The sequence below is a fragment of the Jannaschia pagri genome (assembly GCF_019655435.1).
GTDB classification, from domain to species: domain Bacteria; phylum Pseudomonadota; class Alphaproteobacteria; order Rhodobacterales; family Rhodobacteraceae; genus Jannaschia; species Jannaschia pagri.
In genome coordinates this window covers 308,278-327,258 of record NZ_BPFH01000001.1, presented here as the reverse complement: position 1 = coordinate 327,258, position 18,981 = coordinate 308,278, and the positions used below count along the sequence as shown (strand labels likewise).

Annotated in this window: 22 protein-coding genes; 18 read left to right on the top strand and 4 right to left on the bottom strand. The window is 63.1% G+C overall.

The window, feature by feature from the left end; genetic code table 11:
* Positions 1 to 77: 77 nt before the first annotated feature.
* The 3 genes from K5R33_RS01640 to K5R33_RS01630 all read right to left on the bottom strand — a co-directional run bounded on the left by K5R33_RS01640 (position 78) and on the right by K5R33_RS01630 (position 3,861).
* Positions 78 to 812, bottom strand: coding sequence for a DUF7227 family protein (locus K5R33_RS01640; RefSeq protein WP_444542927.1), 735 nt, complete (start codon positions 810 to 812; stop codon positions 78 to 80).
* Positions 813 to 1,019: 207 nt separating this feature from the next.
* Positions 1,020 to 2,126: a tyrosine-type recombinase/integrase gene (locus K5R33_RS01635; RefSeq protein ID WP_220747220.1), complete on the bottom strand. Its 1,107-nt coding sequence runs from the start codon at positions 2,124 to 2,126 to the stop codon at positions 1,020 to 1,022.
* A gap of 550 nt (positions 2,127 to 2,676) precedes the next feature.
* Positions 2,677 to 3,861 carry a MalY/PatB family protein gene (locus K5R33_RS01630; protein WP_220747219.1) on the bottom strand — a complete coding sequence of 395 codons (1,185 nt, stop codon included), beginning with the start codon at positions 3,859 to 3,861 and terminating at the stop codon, positions 2,677 to 2,679.
* 106 nt (positions 3,862 to 3,967) lie between these two features.
* Here K5R33_RS01630 and def (K5R33_RS01625) point away from each other — a divergent pair, with 106 nt between their 5' ends.
* From def (K5R33_RS01625) to K5R33_RS01570, 12 genes are all read left to right on the top strand, one after another.
* Positions 3,968 to 4,492, top strand: a complete 525-nt coding sequence (gene def / locus K5R33_RS01625; RefSeq protein ID WP_220747218.1) for a peptide deformylase — start codon at positions 3,968 to 3,970, stop codon at positions 4,490 to 4,492.
* A 468-nt stretch (positions 4,493 to 4,960) separates the two neighbouring features.
* The gene (def, locus tag K5R33_RS01620) at positions 4,961 to 5,452 is read left to right on the top strand and encodes a peptide deformylase (protein ID WP_220747217.1); all 492 of its coding nucleotides are present in this window, start codon (positions 4,961 to 4,963) and stop codon (positions 5,450 to 5,452) included.
* Positions 5,453 to 5,477: 25 nt separating this feature from the next.
* Positions 5,478 to 6,398 (top strand): methionyl-tRNA formyltransferase, encoded by a 921-nt coding sequence (gene fmt / locus K5R33_RS01615; protein ID WP_220747216.1) that lies wholly within the window; start codon positions 5,478 to 5,480, stop codon positions 6,396 to 6,398.
* Positions 6,399 to 6,462: 64 nt separating this feature from the next.
* The gene (locus K5R33_RS01610; RefSeq protein WP_220747215.1) at positions 6,463 to 6,699 is read left to right on the top strand and encodes a hypothetical protein; all 237 of its coding nucleotides are present in this window, start codon (positions 6,463 to 6,465) and stop codon (positions 6,697 to 6,699) included.
* 136 nt (positions 6,700 to 6,835) lie between these two features.
* Complete coding sequence (gene ispH, locus K5R33_RS01605) at positions 6,836 to 7,786, top strand: 4-hydroxy-3-methylbut-2-enyl diphosphate reductase (RefSeq protein WP_220747214.1); 951 nt, start codon at positions 6,836 to 6,838, stop codon at positions 7,784 to 7,786.
* 169 nt (positions 7,787 to 7,955) lie between these two features.
* On the top strand, positions 7,956 to 8,345 hold the full coding sequence (locus K5R33_RS01600; RefSeq protein WP_220747213.1) for a hypothetical protein: 390 nt from the start codon (positions 7,956 to 7,958) through the stop codon (positions 8,343 to 8,345).
* 499 nt (positions 8,346 to 8,844) lie between these two features.
* Positions 8,845 to 9,462 carry a LysE family translocator gene (locus K5R33_RS01595; protein WP_220747212.1) on the top strand — a complete coding sequence of 206 codons (618 nt, stop codon included), beginning with the start codon at positions 8,845 to 8,847 and terminating at the stop codon, positions 9,460 to 9,462.
* Entirely contained in the window at positions 9,459 to 9,911 is a 453-nt protein-coding gene (locus tag K5R33_RS01590) for a YdeI/OmpD-associated family protein (protein ID WP_220747211.1), read from the top strand. Before K5R33_RS01595 ends, K5R33_RS01590 begins: the two co-directional genes overlap by 4 nt.
* Positions 9,912 to 9,984: 73 nt before the next feature.
* A complete protein-coding gene (locus K5R33_RS01585) occupies positions 9,985 to 10,440 on the top strand; it encodes a DUF3429 domain-containing protein (RefSeq protein WP_220747210.1) in 456 nt (151 codons plus the stop codon).
* Positions 10,416 to 11,030: a class I SAM-dependent methyltransferase gene (locus K5R33_RS01580; RefSeq protein WP_255576092.1), complete on the top strand. Its 615-nt coding sequence runs from the start codon at positions 10,416 to 10,418 to the stop codon at positions 11,028 to 11,030. Before K5R33_RS01585 ends, K5R33_RS01580 begins: the two co-directional genes overlap by 25 nt.
* Positions 11,023 to 11,481: a ribonuclease HI gene (rnhA, locus tag K5R33_RS01575; protein WP_220747209.1), complete on the top strand. Its 459-nt coding sequence runs from the start codon at positions 11,023 to 11,025 to the stop codon at positions 11,479 to 11,481. Before K5R33_RS01580 ends, rnhA begins: the two co-directional genes overlap by 8 nt.
* A 457-nt stretch (positions 11,482 to 11,938) precedes the next feature.
* On the top strand, positions 11,939 to 12,565 hold the full coding sequence (locus K5R33_RS01570; protein ID WP_220747208.1) for a trimeric intracellular cation channel family protein: 627 nt from the start codon (positions 11,939 to 11,941) through the stop codon (positions 12,563 to 12,565).
* On the opposite strand, the gene K5R33_RS01565 is transcribed toward K5R33_RS01570, so the two are convergent.
* Entirely contained in the window at positions 12,562 to 13,128 is a 567-nt protein-coding gene (locus K5R33_RS01565) for a LabA-like NYN domain-containing protein (RefSeq protein ID WP_220747207.1), read from the bottom strand. The genes K5R33_RS01570 and K5R33_RS01565 overlap by 4 nt on opposite strands.
* 115 nt (positions 13,129 to 13,243) lie before the next feature.
* On the opposite strand from K5R33_RS01565, the gene folK reads away from it, so the two are divergent.
* From folK to K5R33_RS01535, 6 genes are all read left to right on the top strand, one after another.
* Positions 13,244 to 13,810, top strand: coding sequence for a 2-amino-4-hydroxy-6-hydroxymethyldihydropteridine diphosphokinase (gene folK, locus K5R33_RS01560; protein ID WP_220747206.1), 567 nt, complete (start codon positions 13,244 to 13,246; stop codon positions 13,808 to 13,810).
* A 69-nt stretch (positions 13,811 to 13,879) separates the two neighbouring features.
* Positions 13,880 to 14,233, top strand: a complete 354-nt coding sequence (gene rpoZ, locus K5R33_RS01555) for a DNA-directed RNA polymerase subunit omega (protein ID WP_220747205.1) — start codon at positions 13,880 to 13,882, stop codon at positions 14,231 to 14,233.
* Positions 14,234 to 14,257: 24 nt separating this feature from the next.
* Positions 14,258 to 16,405, top strand: a complete 2,148-nt coding sequence (locus K5R33_RS01550) for a RelA/SpoT family protein (protein ID WP_220747846.1) — start codon at positions 14,258 to 14,260, stop codon at positions 16,403 to 16,405.
* A 35-nt stretch (positions 16,406 to 16,440) separates the two neighbouring features.
* On the top strand, positions 16,441 to 17,136 hold the full coding sequence (locus K5R33_RS01545; protein ID WP_220747204.1) for a DUF2062 domain-containing protein: 696 nt from the start codon (positions 16,441 to 16,443) through the stop codon (positions 17,134 to 17,136).
* Between the two features lie 85 nt (positions 17,137 to 17,221).
* A complete protein-coding gene (locus K5R33_RS01540) occupies positions 17,222 to 18,061 on the top strand; it encodes an AraC family transcriptional regulator (RefSeq protein WP_220747203.1) in 840 nt (279 codons plus the stop codon).
* A gap of 74 nt (positions 18,062 to 18,135) precedes the next feature.
* Entirely contained in the window at positions 18,136 to 18,882 is a 747-nt protein-coding gene (locus K5R33_RS01535) for a pyridoxine 5'-phosphate synthase (protein WP_220747202.1), read from the top strand.
* Positions 18,883 to 18,981: the final 99 nt, after the last annotated feature.

Genomic DNA, 18,981 nt, shown 5'->3' with positions numbered 1-18,981 from the left:
GAACCGGCAGACGGATCAGACCTGCCGGTTCGTGAAAGGAGCGTCGCCGTCTTCTCGACACGAAAAGGCGTCAAAGCTTACGCCGCAATAACCGCCTGTTCCGCGCGCGTCGCACCCGCCCCAACGGCAGGCAACCCGACGATGGCTTCCCGATGTTTGCTACAAATCCCGCAGGTCGCGCAGGTCATACCGGGGTGCTTGATCGCCGGGCAGATAATGACCTTGCGGCCGCTCGCCGTCGTGACGTTCGCACGCTGCTGCGCGGGCAAGACGACCGCCACCGGGCCGATCCTGAGATCGGCCAATGAGTCGGCTTCGTCCAAATTGTTGGCGCTGAGGTTGACCGTGAACCCGTTCTCATTGGCCTGACGAATGACACGCCGATTATGCGCATTCGAAAGCACGTCGTAGTGGGTATAGGTGAAGCCGCTGCGACCACGATTAGCCGAAACGATCTCGGCCAAGGTCTCCTCGTCGATAGTCTCCTGATCGATGCTGAAGAGATCGCCCGCCTGGTTGTGCCGCCAGAGTGTCGCGTCGGGCAATTCCCGTATGACAGCCAAAAGCTGTGGCAGATCATACACCCGCATCTGTCCCGCTTTGAACGTCTGACCCGGCTCCAGCCGATCAAGTTTTGTCCAGATGAAGCCACCGAGAAATCCGTGCTCTGCGTAGCACCCACCAGCCGCATCGGTTCCGCTCGATTTGCGCAGCAGGCAGGCCGCAGGACACGTCACGCGCGGACTCGTTGTCACCATGATTGGCCCCTTCACCCGGTTGTGCGACTTTCTCGTGATTAGAAATTTTGGCATTTTGGATGTCCTCAGAAAGAGTTGAGGACATCCAAGTCAGGCAGTTCTAATCGCCGGTCACCGAGCGCCGTTCGCAGCTATGCACGCGCGCGAGCCCGAGTGAGGACGGATGAGGAGTGGAAAGAAATTCGGAAATCTCGGAAACAAGTGCACTTCTGTTGCTGGTGCGCAACACTTCTCCGATGTCTCGGTGATCTCTAACGTGGGCTACTGGGTCAGGTCTTCTAGAAACTGCTCGTAGCTGATCAGGGCTTCACGCATCTCTGGCAAATAGGAGTGCCGATTGTACACGGCCGCAACGCCGCTTATCGTTCCGGACGTATGGTTCAAGAGGCGCTCGGTGATATGGATCGGCGTGCCGAGTCGGGCGAGTGAGCTGCTGAAGGTCCGTCTCAGGTCATGCAGCGTAAATGGTTCCACATTTATCTCTTTGTCGAAGGTGCGTTTGCACTTTGAGAAGCCATTGAACGGTTTCGATGCATCAAGCCGCGACGGGAAGAAGAGATCGGATTTCTCAGGCAATCCATCTAGAAGCGAGCGCACCCGCTCGGTCAGAGGAACGCGATGCGGCCGTCCGTTCTTCACGAACTCTCGCGGGTAGGCGATCTCATCGTCGGAAACCCAGCTTCGGCGCAATCCAACGATTTCGCCGCGTCTCTGACCAGTCAGCAACAAAAGCTGTATGATCCGACCGTAAGGGTAGCCAATCTCATCTGCTCGTTGCCAGACAATCACAATCTCTTCATCAGATAGGATGCGATCTCGAGCGGTTGTCTTGAAGCTCATAGCAGGCACGGGCGAGTGTTCTAGAACGGCGCGCTTAACGCACCAATTCATCATTGTACGGATTGCGACGAAAGCATGGTGCTGCTCCGAAGGACGCGCATTTATCTTCTCGACCGCGCGCGCCACGTCACGGCGGGTGATTGATGAAAGGTCACCTTTGAACGTGAAGTGGCGGTGCAGAAGGCGACGGTACTCGACTACCGTCTTCGGCCGGTTTCTCGCCTCGCAGTCATCCAGAAACTTTCGCCGGGCCTCGTCAAAGGTCATCGGCGGCAAAGATGGATGCTCCTCCTCAAACATTACATCAACCTGTGCCTGCTTTGCGAGCTTCCGCGCCTCGGCGAGCTTGAGGTCGGGATACTTCCCGAGCGTGCGCCGCCGGCGATCCCTGCCGTAAAGCACAACAAACGACTTCGATCCGCCTTGGGAAACACGGACCCCGAAGCCGGGCAGGGCGTCGTCGTAGTACGTCTTCTGCCCCTTCTCTGGGGCCTTCAGACGTTTGATCAGGAGGTCCGTTAGGCTCATCTTAGGCTCTCAAATCGCGTGCGTAAGGAGAAGGCAACATGAGTAAGGATAGTCGAACAGCATAAGATAATAAAAGAAAAAAACCCCCTCAAGGGTTGCTGTGGTGTGCTATGAAAACAGGCAAATACAGATTGTGGATCAGGAGGTCCCCCGTTCGAGCCGGGGAGGTGGTACCACTCCATCGACAGGTTGTGCTGATTTGGGTGCCGAGTTCGCACAGTTTCTTTGCGGTGCCTAACGCGCCCCCGGCACTCCGGCGTGACCCTCGGTCCCTAGCGTTTAGGGCAGGGGACTTGCGGGGCCTCTCAAGGTCCGCCCGCCAGGGCTTGCTCAGGAACCGACGACCGTATCCCTCTCGTTCCATACGCTAACCCCATCATCCCTCGCGGCCTGGGTCCTTTGATGTTCTCCAAATATGCATAGCCCCAAAGTCTGCAATAGGCAGATCCATCGGTCGGGAGCGGACCCTGCCCACACGTCGCTCCTGCATACCCCTTGCGGCGGTCAGACGATGCTTCGACCCGAGCCCGCAGGCCAAGACTGCCCGCCGCTACTGCAAGTCGTCAAAAGCGGCGCTCATCCGGTCAACCGCGTCTTGGACGCGGGCGCGCGGGGTGGCGATGTTGAACCGCAGGAAGGTTTCACCGCCCTTGCCAAACGTCGGGCCATGGTTCGCGGCGATCTTCGCGTCCTGCTCCGTCCGCTTGGTGAAGTCTTCCCGTGACATGCCGGTGCCGTCGAAATTGACCCAACTCAGGTAGGTCGCTTGTAGGGGGACCGACCGCAGGCCCGGGATCGCGTTGATGCCTGCGTCGAATAATTGGCGGTTGCCATCGAGGTACGTCACCAAGTCGTCCACCCAGGCTGCACCCTCCGGGCTGTAGGCGGCGGTTGCCATAAACAATCCAAAGGAGTTGGGCGACAGACCCAGGCCCGATAGCCGTTTCGCAAATTGACCGCGCAGGTGCGGGTCGGGGATGATGACGTTTCCAGAATGGCTGCCCGCGATGTTGAAGGTCTTGGTGGTCGCCGTCATCATCACAAGGCGGTCTTCGATCCCTTCGATGCGCGCCATGACGGTGTGCTCGTGGCCTGGAAAGACCAGATCGTGATGGATCTCGTCTGACACGAGGATCAGGTCGTGGCGCTTGGCAAAGTCGGCAAACCCCTCCAACTCCGCGCGCGTCCAGACGCGACCATTGGGGTTATGGGGCGAACATAAGATCATCATTTTCGCGCCAGCATCCGCGACCTGCGCGTCCCACGCGTCAAAATCAGGGGTATAGGTCGTGCCATCAAAGGCCATTTCACATTCCACGACCCGCCGTTCGTTGGCCGTGATAACCCGCGCAAAGGCATGGTAGACGGGCGTGAAGAGGATGACGCCATCCCCCGGTGCGGTATAGGTATCGACGCAGAGCGCGGTCCCGTTCACCAACCCATGGACAGTGAAGATTCCTGCGGTGTCCAGGTCCCAGTTATGGCGCGTTTGCATCCACCAGCGGATCGCTTCGCGGTACGGCCCTTCGTCGTCAAAATAGCCCATGACGCCGTGGTCCACTTGGTCTTGCACGGCCTTGAGGACACAGGCGGGCGGACGGAAATCCATGTCGGCGACCCACATGGCCAATCCATCGTCCTTGGGCACACCAAAGATCCGCTCCATCCCGTCCCATTTGGAGCAATGGGTGTCGCGGCGTTCGATGAGCGTGTCGAAACGGGGATCGGTCGTCATGGTGGCTCCTGCGGCTGGGTCTAGGCAGATGTGACACCGCTTGGGGGTGGACGCAACGCCCGCGCCCCTGTTGCGCCTAGGGCTGCTGCGGCCTATTTGCTGCCGGATGAAACGCCCGATCCTGATCCACCCCGACCCGCGTCTGAAGCAAGTGGCCAAGCCGGTCTCGGACCTGTCCGACAGCCTGCGCTCTTTGGCCGATGACATGCTTGAGACGATGTACGACGCCCCTGGCATTGGTCTTGCTGCGCCGCAGGTGGGCATTGGGCACCGGCTCATCGTGCTCGACTGCATCAAGGAAGAGGGCGAGGCGCCCCGGCCCCTGGTTATGTTCAACCCCGAGGTTGTTGCGGCCAGTGATGAGACGAATGTCTATGAAGAGGGATGTCTCTCGATCCCAGACCAATACGGTGAGGTCACGCGCCCGGCGGAGGTGACGGTGCGCTGGATGGACCGCGACGGGGCGGAGCAGACGGAAACCATGGACGGTCTCTGGGCCACATGTGTGCAGCATGAGATCGACCATTTGGACGGCAAACTTTTCATTGATTATTTGAAACCGCTGCGGCGTCAGATGATCACGCGGAAGATGGTCAAGTTAAAGCGGGAGCGCGCGCGGGACGCGGGCTAACGCCCTGCGGGGTGGGTGACGGTTGGGTTGTGATGCTACGGCGCCCTTCCATATGTTGAACGCTCGCGAACGGCTCGGATGGCTCATCCCATTCGGAACTGCGCCAGTGGTCGCTTTCATGCTCAGCTCCCAATGCGAAGCGGGAAGCCAGATAAATCAAAACGTGCAGGTGTTAGCCCCTCGCGTCGCGCGAACGGTGTCCAAGCAAGTTATGCTGGTTTTGCCGCGAGCATGACCCCAGACCTATCGCAAGACTGCACCAGTGGCATTTTAGACGCGAGAGACGCCAACACGCAGCCACGTGACCGAAACCAGGATGTGCCCTCTGGATCGGGAGCGCCCGCATCAAAAGTCGCCTTGGCCTCAAACCCCCGGCATCGTCGCAGCAGTCGTTCAACGAACGACCTCCTACCCGTCCAAATGCGCCAGTCTCTGGACCCCGGGCGGGTCCCCGTGGCAGGAGGCGGCATGACCCATCGTCCCCTGCTTCGCTGGCCCGATCCGCGGCTGACCACGCCCGCCGCGCCCGTCACTGCCGTGACCGCCGAGACGCGTGCAATCTGGGACGAGATGGTCTCCGCCATGCGGGCGATGCCGGGCGTCGGATTGGCCGCGCCCCAGTTGGGCATCCTGCAGCGCTTGGCCGTCGTCGACAGCGGAGACGGGCAGGGGATCACCTACTTGGCCAACCCTCGGATCCTCCACGCGAGTGTCGATTTGCGGGACTATGAAGAGGCGTCGCCCAACCTGCCGGGTGTCTCTGCCAAAGTGCGTCGTCCCCGCGCCGTGACGGTCGCCTTTCTGGACCGCGACGGGGTCCCGCGTGAGGCAGATTTCGTCCTGTTGCGGGCCACATCGGTTCAGCATCAGATCGACCACTTGGACGGCAAGCTCTATATCCATCGTCTCAGCAAGATGAAGCGGGACATGCTGCTGCGCAAATTCCGCAAGTATGGATGACCCAAACGGGCGCGAGGGGGGACGGATGCGCGTGATTTTCATGGGAACGCCGGATTTCTCCGTGCCCGTGTTGGAGGCTGTGGCGGCAGAGCATGAGGTCGTCTGCGTCTATTGTCAGCCACCTCGGCCCGCAGGGCGCGGCAAGAAGCTCCGGCCGTCACCGGTCCAGGCCCGTGCCGAGGCGCTGGGCTTGCCGGTGCGCTACCCCACTCGGTTGCGCGACGCCGAGGCGCAGCAGGACTTTGTCGATCTCCAGGCGGATGTGGCTGTGGTCGTGGCCTATGGTCTGATCTTGCCCCAAGCGGTTCTGGATGCGCCGCGCCTGGGCTGTGTGAACATCCACGCCTCGCTGTTGCCCCGGTGGCGGGGCGCGGCCCCTATCCATCGCGCGATCATGGCTGGCGACGACCGCACGGGGGTCTGCATCATGCAGATGGAGGCTGGGCTCGATACCGGTCCGGTCCTGATGCGCGAAGCGACGGACATCGGCGCGACCGAGACCACCGGTGATTTGCATGACCGTCTGTCGCAAATGGGCGCGCGTTTGATTGGACGTGTTCTGCCCCAGTTGGAGACGCTGTCCCCGGTGGCGCAGCCGGACCAGGGCGTGACCTATGCAGACAAGATCGACAAGGCCGAGGGTGGGGTCGACTTTACCTTGCCTGCCACGGGGTTGGCCCGGCAGGTGAATGGCCTGTCGCCCTTTCCGGGGGCCTTCGTTCTGCGCGATGGGGCGCGCATCAAGCTGCTGCGGGCCGAGACCTGTGCGGGGCAGGGGGCACCGGGCACAGTCTTGGACGCGCCGGGTCTGGTGGTCGCCTGCGGTGATGGCGCCCTGTCCCTGTTGGAGGTACAGCCCGCCGGACGCGGGCCCATGGCGGCGGAAGAGTGGCGGCGCGGCGCGCGGGTCGAGGCAGGCCAGCCCTTTGCCTCGGTCGAGACCTAAGGGGCTTGTCCCTCGCCGACTGCCGCCCGACAGTGAGAGCGGCAGCCCCCAGGAGAAGCCCACCATGTTTCCAACCCTGATCGGAACGGTCGTCATCGCCGGGATCGTCGGCTACGTGAGCGAGCGCACGGGCTTTACCCACAATGGGATCCTGCAGAGCATTATCATCTGCGTCGGCGGGGCCTTTGTGTTCTATTTCGTCACCATCATGTTTGGCCTGGGCTTTCGTGCTCCGGGGTTGAACGCAATCCTGGCCTCGGTGGGTGCGTTGATCGTCGTGCCCACCCATTGGCGGCGGTAAGCGGGGCTTCGTCCGCCGGTCCCGGCGTCCTCAGCCTTTGGCCTGTCCCTATTCCGACGGTAGGGGCGTACGGCCAGCGTCTTTACCCCTCCGCTCGCGGCGCATACATCTGCCTAGGACATCCGAGGACAGCCCCATGACCAAGCCGCCCCTGACCCTTTATCTTGCCTCCCCGCGTGGTTTCTGCGCGGGCGTCGACCGCGCCATCAAGATCGTTGAGATGGCCCTGGAGAAGTGGGGCGCGCCCGTCTACGTCCGCCACGAGATTGTCCATAACAAGTTCGTCGTGGATGGCCTGCGCGATAAGGGGGCTGTCTTTGTCGAGGAATTGGACGAATGTCCCCCGGACCGGCCCGTCATCTTTTCGGCCCATGGCGTGCCGAAATCGGTGCCTGCCGCCGCTGAGGCGCGGGAGATGACCTTTGTGGATGCCACCTGTCCCCTTGTGTCCAAGGTCCACATTGAGGCGGCGCGCCACCACGACAATGGCCTGCAAATGGTGATGATCGGCCATGCTGGTCATCCAGAAACCATTGGCACCATGGGTCAACTGCCCGAGGGGGAGGTCTTGCTGGTCGAAACCGCTGAGGACGTCGCGACCTTGACGCCCCGCGACCCGGAGCGGCTGGCCTTTATCACCCAAACAACCTTGTCCGTTGACGACACGGCGGGCGTGGTGGCCGCGCTGCAAGCGCGTTTCCCAGCGATTGTCGGGCCACACAAGGAAGACATTTGCTACGCCACCACCAACCGGCAAGAGGCGGTGAAGGCCATGGCGCCCAAGTGCGATGCCATCTTGGTGGTGGGGGCGCCCAACTCGTCCAACTCCAAGCGCCTGGTCGAGGTCGGGGCCAAAGCAGGGTGCGCCTATGCGCAATTGGTCCAGCGGGCCACGGATATCGATTGGCGTGCGCTGGAGGGGATCGGATCTGTCGGGATTACGGCCGGTGCCAGCGCCCCGGAGGTCTTGATCGACGAAGTCGTAGCTGCTTTCGGAGAGCGGTTTGAGATGACCGTCGAAAAGGTCGTCACCGCCGAGGAGAACGTGGAGTTCAAGGTACCACGGGTCCTGCGCGAACCGGCCTGACTGTCGCGGGGGGGAATGCCTTCCGACCGGTGCCTCGGCCACTTGGACCCGCGAGCCCGGTTGGCGCGGGCCAACGCTGCCGCAACCGGTCTGCAATTATGCGCAGTCGATGTCCTGCGGTCGTAGCGCAGGCCTAGCCAAGGGCAGACCGCAGCATACGGCGGCTTTAGTGTCCATCGCGCGGCTGGAGGGGAATGCCAGTTGTTCCTCTGTCTCGGCCAATGGCGTGGCTGCGCTTGGTGCGGCAGGCGAGGCCGAAGGACTTACCATCGCGCGGTACGACCGCTGGGTGGGTTGCAAGCCGACTCGCGAGGAGGCGCCGGGCGACCCAATGGTCGGAAAGCCGACTGGAAAAACTGACGGCGCCTCGCTTCAAGCCTTTGAGAAGACGGCGATGGGAGATGGCGTCCTCCCGCCAGCGTTGGCCCTCCCGAGGGGAGAGCCTCACCCTGCACTTTGTTTGATCGCGCGCGACCGCAGTGGCGTTGTCGTGTTCTGCCCAGTTGTTACGGCCTACCTGCCTTCCGATGACCTGATGGGATGTACCGACCGGCGGTGAGGGTTGCCCGCGACCGATCCCTCGCGTCGGGAGGTTAAGCTGTCCATGACCTCTAGGGCAGAGGTGCTGTTGGAGATGCAAGCGCGCCGTTCGAGGCCGTGTGTTCATGCCAGAGATTGACCCAGACGGATGCGGCCACCCACAACTTCGCGGACCCTGACCTTGTGCCCGGCGGTCGCCTGACCAAGTGATCGCGCCGCCGTCACGCCGGATCGCCAAAGCGTGACGGATCGTGGTTATGCGGCAGGACGTCGCACCCCTATGTTTGGATCACAGGCGGACAGATCCGCACCCCTTCGAACCAAACACACGGAGAAGACCCATGCCCTACACACTACGCGTTCCCGCCGCTCTGCTGGCGGTCGTTTTCCTCACCCTGATCCTGGCGGCGCCGTCGGACTTGGCACCGGTGCCCACGCTGACCAGCGTTGCCATCTAACGCGGTGATGCAAAGTCCTAGAGCCTTGCGCGACCTGTCCCGAACGCGCATGCTCCGGGAATGATTACCTGGCAATTTATCGTCACCGCATTCGTCGTCGTTATCGCCCCAGGCACAGGCGTGATCTATACCCTTGCCATGGGCCTTGGGCGTGGGCGCATCGCGTCCTTGGCCGCTGCGGTTGGTTGTACCTTTGGGATCGTGCCGCACCTGCTGGCCGCCACGCTTGGTCTGGCGGCGGTGCTGCATACCTCCGCACTGCTCTTTAACGTCGTCAAGTTTGCAGGTGTGGCGTACCTGCTCTGGATGGCCTGGGGGGCCCTACGGCAGACCGGCGCCCTTGCGGTCAAACCCGCCGAGCAGGTTTCTGACCCGCTTTGGCGCGTGGCCTGGCGCGGCACGCTGATCAACGTACTGAACCCAAAGCTGTCGATCTTCTTCCTGGCACTTCTGCCGCCATTCCTCTCGGGGGATCCGGCCCGCGCGACGCTGGAGATGGCGCTGCTGGGCGCGGTTTTCATGGCGATGACCTTCGCGGTCTTTGCGGTTTACGGCGTCTTTGCCGGGACTTGTCGCGCTTGGATCCTCTCGCCAGAGCGGGCGATGGCTTGGCTCAACCGGTCCTTTGCCGCCGTCTTTGCCGCGCTTGCCGGGCGTCTCGCGTTAGAGCGGGCGTGACCGACTGGGTCACCTTCGAAGGGCAGTTCAGACCGCTGGAGTGGGGGCGTAGCACCTACACCATCTTGCGCCTGCCCGATGATGTTATGGCCGCTCTGGGCCAGCCCAAGCGCGTCGAAGGGGAGATCGGGGACCACCCCGTCAATCTGGCGCCAACGCGCGCGCCGGTCGTAGACGAAGCGTTCCTTTGGGCGGGGAAGGCATTCCTCGATGCCAGTGGTCTGCAACCGGGCGAGGTTGTCTCGGTCCGCCTGCGCCCTGCTGATCCGAATGTGGTCGAGGTGCCGCCCGAACTGTCCATTGCCTTGCGGGCAGCGGACAAAACCTCCGCCTGGGAGGCGCTCAGCCCAGGGAAACGTCGCGGCTTGCTCCATCGGATCGAAACCGCGAAACGCCCCGCCACCCGCGACAAACGCATTGCCGAAGTGCTGGGTGCATTGGATCGCTAGGCGTACCTCTCCGGTCGCGCCTTCCGCGAAAATGGAGGTTTCGAAAATCCTCTGACCGTGGCATCCCCCGGTCATGTTTACATCGCGTGTTCCAACCTCTGCCTTGGTCCTTGGTTTGGCCGGAATTCTGCCGTTCGCCTGGGGCGTGGTCACGATGTGGGTGCCCCAAGCCGCGTCGCTGACGATGCAATGGGTCGGCCCCCGGTTCATCGGACCTTATGTCGGCCTGTCTTACGGGACGGTGATCTTGGCGTTCATGTCCGGCGTGCTCTGGGGGTTTTCCACCCGGGCCGAGGAAGGCGTCGCCACGTCGGGCTATGCTTTGTCGGTTTTGCCTGCCCTTTGGGCGTTCTTCATGGTCGGGGGTGGCCCGGTCTCGGCGGCGATGGCGCTGATGGCTGGATTTGTCGGGCTGCTTGCCTTGGACTGGATGTTCTGGAACCAGGGCCTTGCGCCCGAATGGTGGATGAAACTTCGCATCCTTCTGACAACGGGGGTTATTTTATGCCTGCTTCCGATCGTCCTGTGACAGACGCCGAGACCATCGCGGTCTATGCGGCGAAGGCATGCGACTATGAGGCGATGGGTCAAGACACCGATCCGGATCGTGCGACCTTTTTGGCGGCGCTGCCGGATGGGGACGGACCGATCCTCGATTGGGGCTGCGGCCCCGGTCATGATGCGCAGGCTTTCGCGGCGGCTGGTGCTACGGTGGAGGCTACGGATGCCACCGCAGAAATGGTCGCCCTTGCCCGCCAAAAGGGCGTGGATGCCCGACAAGAGGTCTTTGCAGATCTTCCGACGGACCCGCGGTATCGTGGGATTTGGGCGAATTTTTCCCTGCTCCATGCGGACGAGGTCGAGGTGCCCGGTCTCGTTGAACGGGCGGCCCAGGCCCTGTGCCCTGGTGGCGTGCTGCATGTGGCCATGAAGCGCGGCGCCGGGATGCAACGGGATGCGCTCGGGCGCCGGTACACCTATGTCGAGGCCAGCGATCTCGACCGTATGACCGGGGCTGCTGGCCTGACCCCCTTCTCCAGGCGGGAGGGCAAAGCCATGGGGCTGGATGGCCACGCGGCGGGCTACATCGTTCACCTGAGCCGGAAAGACCATGACTGATTTGATTGCCTATACCGATGGCGCTTGCTCCGGGAATCCCGGACCCGGCGGCTGGGGCGCTTTGTTGATCGCAAGCCGCGACGGCACCGTCATCAAGGAGCGGGAGCTGACCGGCGGCGAAGCCGATACCACCAACAACCGGATGGAACTCTTGGCTGCGATCCATGCCCTGGAAGCCTTGGAACGGCCCGTGACCCTGACGGTCGTGACAGACAGCGCGTATGTCAAAGGCGGGATCACCGCTTGGTTGCACGGATGGAAGCGCAATGGCTGGAAGACGTCCACGCGCAAGCCGGTCAAGAACGAGGATCTCTGGCGCCGCTTGGATGCGGCCCAAGCCCGCCATTCGGTGACCTGGGAATGGGTCAAGGGGCACGCTGGCCACCCGGAGAACGAACGGGCGGACGCCCTGGCGCGGGCAGGTATGGCGCCGTTCAAATCCGCCCGATGAAGGGGCGATCATCGCAGGTCGTCTCTGTCTGCGGCTGGTTTCCTGGCGGCTACGCGGTCTGCTCCTCGGGACAGACGCGAACTGCGGCCAACCGCGCGCGCCAGTGGCCGTCTGGCTGGGGGGCCAAGCGAGTTGTGGCGATTGGCAAGGACTGGCGGTCCGACTTACCCATGGGCCCGGTGCGAAGCCTAGGCGCCGTCTGTGGAGCGCGTCATCGCAAGGCCCTGGCCGCCTGCATCGACATGCGGGGCTGTTTTGATGGGATAGCCGCGTCCCAGCTTATAGGCGGCGCCGCAGGCGCATCGAATACAAACCGCCGGGGATCGGCATCACAGGCCCGGGTCGCCCCGTATCGATCCGCATTTGGTCGCAGGCGCGCCGCAGTGGTCCAAGTTGACGGCACCGGTGCTACACCCGCCTCTGAGGTCCCTTTGGGCGACCACCGCCCGGGGGGCGCATGACACTCGCCGCCGCCTTCGATTTGGCCTCCGTCTTGGTCTTCGCGATGACTGGTGCCCTGGTCGCGGCGAGGGCCCAACTGGACCCGGTGGGCTTCATCTTTGTGGCCTGTTTGACAGCGGTGGGGGGCGGCACCCTGCGGGATCTATTGCTCGGGCGGGAGCCTGTGTTCTGGATCGCTGACCCCGCGCCGGTGGCCGTGGCCGCCACGGTCGCGCTGGGGGTGTTCTTCACCCATCATCTGGTCGCCTCGCGCCTAACTTGGATTGTGTGGCTGGACGCCATCGCCCTGTCCGTTGCCGCCGCAGCGGGGGTCGCGGTCGCCCACGGCCTGGGACAAAGCATCTGGGTACAGGTCGTGATGGGCGTTGTCACCGGCTGCATGGGCGGATTGATGCGGGACGTCGTCTGCAACGAAGTCCCGCTCGTCCTCAAGCAAGGCGAACTCTACGTGACCGCAGCCTTGGCGGGTGGGGCCGCTGCGGTCTTGGCGCGGGAGTTGGGCGCGACAGGCCTGGCCCCCATGGGGGCCTGCGCCCTTGTCACCTTTGCGCTGCGGGCAGGGGCGATCCGGTTCGGTTGGCGTCTGCCAGCGTTTCGACCGCGCCCGCCCAAAGGCCCTTAGCCGGCGGCCACTTGCGCGTCGGCTTCGCGCGGCTCCCGCGGCGGGCGACCGATGACATCGCGCAGCTCGTCCAACTCGATGAAGTTGTCGGCTTGGCGCCGCAGATCATCGGCGATCATCGGAGGCTGGGACCGGATCGTCGAACAAACCGATACGCGGACACCTTTGCGCTGCAGCGCCTCTACCAGCGGACGGAAATCCCCGTCGCCGGAGAACAGGACGATGTGGTCAACGTGCTCAGCGGTCTCCAGGGCGTCCACCGTCAATTCGATGTCCATGTTGCCCTTAACCTTGCGTCGACCCTGGCTGTCGGTGAATTCCTTGGCCGGTTTCGTCACCATGGTGAAGCCGTTGTACTGCAACCAATCAACCAGCGGTCGAATCGGTGAGTATTCTTCGTTCTCCAGAAGCGCGGTGTAGTAAAACGCCCGCAACATCTTGCCGCGTCGGACAAATTCTTGACGCAGAAGCTTGTAGTCAATGTCGAACGAAAGCGCTTTGGCAGCTGCGTATAGGTTCGACCCGTCTATGAAGAGCGCCAAGCGCTCGTCTCGGTAAAACATCAGATTTTCCTCTTGAGGCAGCTTACCGGGTGAGTGTGTGAGTGTCCGGGCGCTGACTTCCGTTCGGGGGTATGTAAAGAGTTTAACGCAACGCGCAATAAGTAGGCACCATCTTATGTCATTACACCTGATCGCGCTCGGTGCCAATTCTGCAGGCACGCGTGCGGGAAATGCACGCAGGCTTGCGCTGGCCGCCGGTGCGTTGCGCGCGGTTTTTGGCCCATCGACGCGGGTCTCCCCCCTCTATGCCACGCCTGCATGGCCACCTGGGATTGGTCCCGATTTCGTCAATGCCGCGGCGGCCATTCAATCGGATCTGCCGTCACGGTCCGTCTTGGACCGTCTTCACCGAATCGAGGATCGCTTTGGGCGTGTCCGATCGTTGCGGTGGGGTGCCCGCGTGCTTGATTTGGATCTGATCGCGACCGATGGCCGTGTGCTGCCGGATGCAGGCACGGTCCGTCGCTGGATGGGGCTGGACCTTGGGGCCCAGCGGAGCGCGGCCCCCAGCGGGCTGCTCGTGCCCCACCCGCGGATGCAGGACCGTGGATTTGTCCTCATCCCTCTCGCTCAGATCGCGCCCCAGTGGCGCCATCCCCTGACGGGGCAGAGCGTTCGCAGCATGGTGCGGGGGCTGCCTAGGGCTGCGCGGAAGGGTATTCGGCGGCTGCATCCGCTCTAGGTCGGGGTTGTCAAGCCCCGTCGTCGCGCGTATGTCCAGCGCTCCTATTCCCGATCCGAGGTGCGCCCCATGGCCCGCGTGACCGTAGAAGACTGCGTCGACAAGGTTCCGAACCGATTTGAGCTTGTGATGCTCGCCGCGCATCGTGCGCGGGAGATCGCGACCGGCTCGCCGATCACCGTGGATCGCGACAACGACAAGAACCCTGTCGTGGCCCTGCGCGAGATCGCTGATGAGACGCAGCAGGCCGATGATCTGCGGGAGCGTCTGATCGAGTCCAACCAGACGCAGATCGAAGTGGACGAGCCGGAAGAGGACAGCATGGCCCTGTTGATGGGCGTTGAGAAAGACGCACCGGCCCAGGATGACATGTCCGAAGAGAAATTGCTGCGCGCTCTGATGGAGGCGCAGGTCCAGAAGTAAGGACCGCCAATGGCCCAGACCGCCATGATCGAGGTCGACGACCTTGTCGCGCTTGTCCGGGCCTATAACCCGCGGACCGACCAAGACAGACTCCGCGCCGCCTACGCCTATGGCGCGGAGATGCACGCAGGCCAGACCCGCCGCTCTGGGGAGCCGTATTTTACCCATCCGGTGGCCGTTGCGGGCCTGCTGACCGAACAGCGGTTGGATGATGCCACCATCATCACGGCGCTGTTGCACGATACCATCGAAGACACCCGCTCGACCTATGCCGAAGTGGCAGAGCGGTTTGGCGAGGATATCGCCGAGATGGTCGATGGGGTCACCAAACTGACCAACCTGGAATTGTCGTCCTCCGAGACAAAACAGGCCGAAAACTTCCGCAAACTCTTCATGGCCATGTCCAAGGACATGCGCGTGATCCTCGTGAAGCTCACCGATCGTCTGCACAACATGCGGACGATCAAACACATGAAGCCCGAAAAGCAGGCCCAAAAGGCCCATGAAACCATGGAAATCTATGCGCCGCTTGCCGGACGCATGGGCATGCAATGGATGCGGGAGGAGTTGGAGGATCTGTCCTTTTCGGTCCTCAACCCCGAGGCGCGGATTTCGATTCTGCGTCGGTTCGCGACCCTGCGCCAGGAAACGGGCGATGTGATCGCACGGATCAGCGACGACATCGTGACCGAGTTGGATAAGGCCGGGTTGGCCGCACAGGTGTTTGGCCGGGCGAAGCGACCTTTCAGCATCTGGCGCAAGATGGAAGAGAAGGACATCGGCTTCAGCCGGCTGTCCGACATCTACGGCTTTCGAATCATCACCGAGAACGAGGGCGATTGTTACCGGGCCTTGGGCGCCATCCATCAGCGCTGGCGGTCGGTGCCGGGACGGTTCAAAGATTACATCAGCCAGCCAAAATCCAATGGCTACCGGTCTATTCACACGACCGTCTCCGGCCGAGATGGGAAGCGGGTCGAGGTTCAGATCCGCACCCGCGAGATGCACGAAGTCGCCGAGCGTGGGGTCGCCGCCCATTGGTCCTATCGCGATGGGGTGCGGGCCGAGAACCGCTTTGCCGTGGATCCCGCCGAATGGCTGCGGCAGATGACCGAGCGCTTTGTGGAATCCGCCGACCATGCGGAGTTCATGGAGGCGGTCAAACTGGAGATGTACACCGATCAGGTGTTCTGCTTCACGCCCAAGGGCGAAGTGATCAAACTGCCCAAAGGGGCAACACCCATCGACTTCGCCTATGCGATCCACACCCGCTTGGGGCACCAGACAGTGGCCGCAAAGGTGGACGGCATGCGGGTCCCGCTCTGGACACGGCTGCGCAACGGGCAGTCGGTCGAGGTTGTCACTGCCGAAGCGCAGACCCCACAGGCGACGTGGATCGACATCGCGACTACGGGACGCGCCAAGTCGGCTATCCGTAAGGCGCTGCGGGCGGAACGCCGCTCCGGCCATGTGCGCTTGGGCCGTGAATTGGCGCGCGTGGCCTTTGCCCAGGTGGGCAAGGCGTCGTCGGACAAGGCCCTGGCCACGGCCGCCCGCGCTGCGGGTCACGAAGATGCGGAGGCGCTGCTGGCCGCCATCGGCGCCTCGGAGATCAGCGCCCGCGCCGTGGTCTCGGGCCTCTATCCCGAACTGGCGGCGGCCCGCCCCGCCCCGGACGTCCAGGCCGAGCAAGCCATCGTCGGGCTTGAACCCGGCGCCTCTTTCACCCGTGCGCCCTGCTGCCAGCCCGTGCCTGGCGAGCGGATCGTTGGCCTGACCCATCGCGGCCAAGGCGTGGACGTCCATGCCATCGATTGTCCCCGCATGGCCGAGTTCGAGGATCAAACCGACCGTTGGGTCGATCTCAGCTGGCACCCGGGTCACCACGCCGCCCAAAACGCCGTGACGCTCGACATCACGATTTCGAACGATCCTGGCGTTTTGGGGCGGATTTGCACGTTGATCGCCGAGCAGAACGCCAATATCTCGAACATGACATTCGAAGACCGTAAGCCTGACTTCTTTCGACTTCACATCGACGTGGACGTGCGTGATCGGGAGCATCTGCACGCCGTGATGATGGCAACGGAGACCGATGACGATGTCGCCAAGGTGGTGCGCCATCGCCTGCGAGATGCGAAACCGATGGAGGTCGGGGCCGCCTTGTCTTGAGGGGTGCGCCCGCGCCGTAGGAGGAGCTCGCGCCGGTGTTCAAACGCCGAGATAAGCTGCCGATCTGGCAATCATTCCTCCGGGCGCTTTGGCCCCGTGGGGGCTGGGGCCGTGCTGCGATCTATGTGAAACACCGGTTGCGGCGGCTGCCCGATACGCCTCGTAAAATCAGCCGTGGCATTATGGTGGGCGTCTTCACCACGTTTACCCCCTTCTACGGCGTGCATTTCGTGGTGGCTGCGCTCCTGGCGTGGCTCGTGCGCGGCAATGTCATGGCCGCGCTGCTGGGGACCTTCTTTGGCAACCCCCTGACCTACGTCCCCATTGGTGTGGTGTCGTTGAACCTGGGCCACTGGATGCTGGGGTCCGACATGGACCGGGAGGTCGATAAATCCATCTTCGGCAAGTTCTTTGATGCTGGCGCGGATGTGTTCTGGAACTCCTGGTATGCGCTTACCGGGCGATCCGTTGATTGGACCGCCACCCATTTGTTCTGGGACGACGTGTTTTATCCGTGGCTTGTGGGCGGGATCGTTCCGGGCATCTTTACCGGCCTCGCCGCCTATACCATCAGCCTGCCGTTGATTGAGGCCTACCAGCGCCGCAGACGCGGACAGATCAAGAAAAAGCTGGATGCGATCCGGGCGCGCGCGGCTGAGAAGGCCGCGGCCTCAGGTCCCGCCAAAGCGGCTCGGAAGTTGCAGGCGCCCCCCGGCGACGGCGCCGCCTGAGGCACCTCGCACCGCCCAAGGACAGGGCCGACCAAGGCAGCAATCCCGCAAGATCTGTCGGATGGGACCATGGTACGTGGGCCCCATGACGACCCGCCATCCCCAAGCCCCACGCATCGACCGTGTGATGACCCACATCCACCGCAACCTCGTCAGGGGGCTCTCCCTGGATGAGCTTGCGGATGTGGCTGCATTGTCGCGATTTCACTTCAGTCGCGTGTTCCATGAGATCACCGGCGAGGGTGTTTCATCGGTCGTCCGGCGCATACGCTTGAACCGCGCCGCCGCTTTGATGGTCACCACCGACCTGCCCGTGGTCCGCGTGGGGCAGGGGTGCGGTTACGTCAACGTGCAGAGCTTCGAGCGCGCCTTCCGTCGGGCCTTTGGCGTCACGCCGCTGGCCGCGCGGGCGGGGCGTCGAATGCTCTCGCCACTCATCCCTTCCAAAACAGGAGATTGGACCATGTACCCCGTTGAAACCCGTTCAGAGACATCCTTCACGATTGCCGCCCTGTCCCATCGCGGCGCCTATACGCAGATCGGTGCCGTCTTCCAAAAGATGGACCATATGCTGACAGCCTCCGGCCAGCCGACAGGCGACTCCATCGGGATCTACTACGACAGTCCACAGGATACGGCGGTCGAGGATCTCCGGTCCCATGCGGGCCGGGTCGTGCTCTCCGGTGAGGTGCCGCCCGCGATGGAGCGGGTCGATGTGGAAGGTGGCGACTTTGCCGTGCTGACCCACGTGGGGCCCTACCTCGGCCTGCCGGCGGCTTGGCACTACATGTTCAATGTGGCGCTGTCAGAACGGAACCTGGTGCCGCGCGCGGGAATCCCCTTTGAACGCTACCTCAATAATGTGCGGACAACGCCGGTCGAGGACCTGGTGACCGAGGTCTGCGTCCCCGTGACCTCCGTCTAGCGGGGAACGGGGGATGGAGCCGCCGCAACCGCTGGGCTACAGCTTCGGGGCGGTTCCATCTCATGAGGCATCCCATGGACACTCTGCGGCTCGGCATCAACATCGACCACGTGGCGACCCTGCGCAACGCACGTGGGGGCGCGACCCCCGATCCCGTCCGCGCGGCCCTTGCGGCCCAGGCGGCCGGTGCCGATGGGATTACGGCGCACCTGCGCGAAGATCGGCGCCATATCCGCGATGAGGACATGGCCGCCATCAACGAAGCCATAGACGTTCCGCTGAATTTCGAGATGGCCGCTACGGAGGAGATGGCGCGCATTGCCTTGGCCACCAAACCCCATGCGGTGTGCCTCGTGCCTGAACGGCGGGAGGAGCGGACGACCGAGGGCGGATTGGAGGTCGCGGGCGATGCCAATCGGTTGACTGGCTACATCGCGCCCTTCGTCGAGGTAGGCGCCCGTGTGTCGCTCTTCATTGCGCCCGATCCCCGCCAGATCGAGGCGTCCCTGCGCGTGGGCGCCGCCGTGGTCGAACTGCATACGGGGGCCTATTGCCATGCCGTGGACGCGGGCGACCATGGGGCCGCTGCCGCAGAGTTGGAACGTCTCACCGCAGGGGCGACCTTCGCCCATGAGCTCGGCCTCGAAGTCCACGCAGGGCATGGCCTCAGCTACGATTCCGTCGGGCCCATCGCTGCGCTGCCCGAAGTGGTCGAACTGAACATTGGGCACTTCCTGATCGGTGAAGCCGTCTTTCGGGGTCTGGACGGTGCAATCGCAGAGATGCGGCGCCTCATGGACCTGGCTCGGTCAGCGGCCTGAGAGGGGCCGCAAGGGCCAGCACGACTGCGGATCGGTGCAGCGGCGTATCTTGCGACAGGACGGGTGTTTGGGGGGCAAAGACTTTTGGTCCAAAAGTCT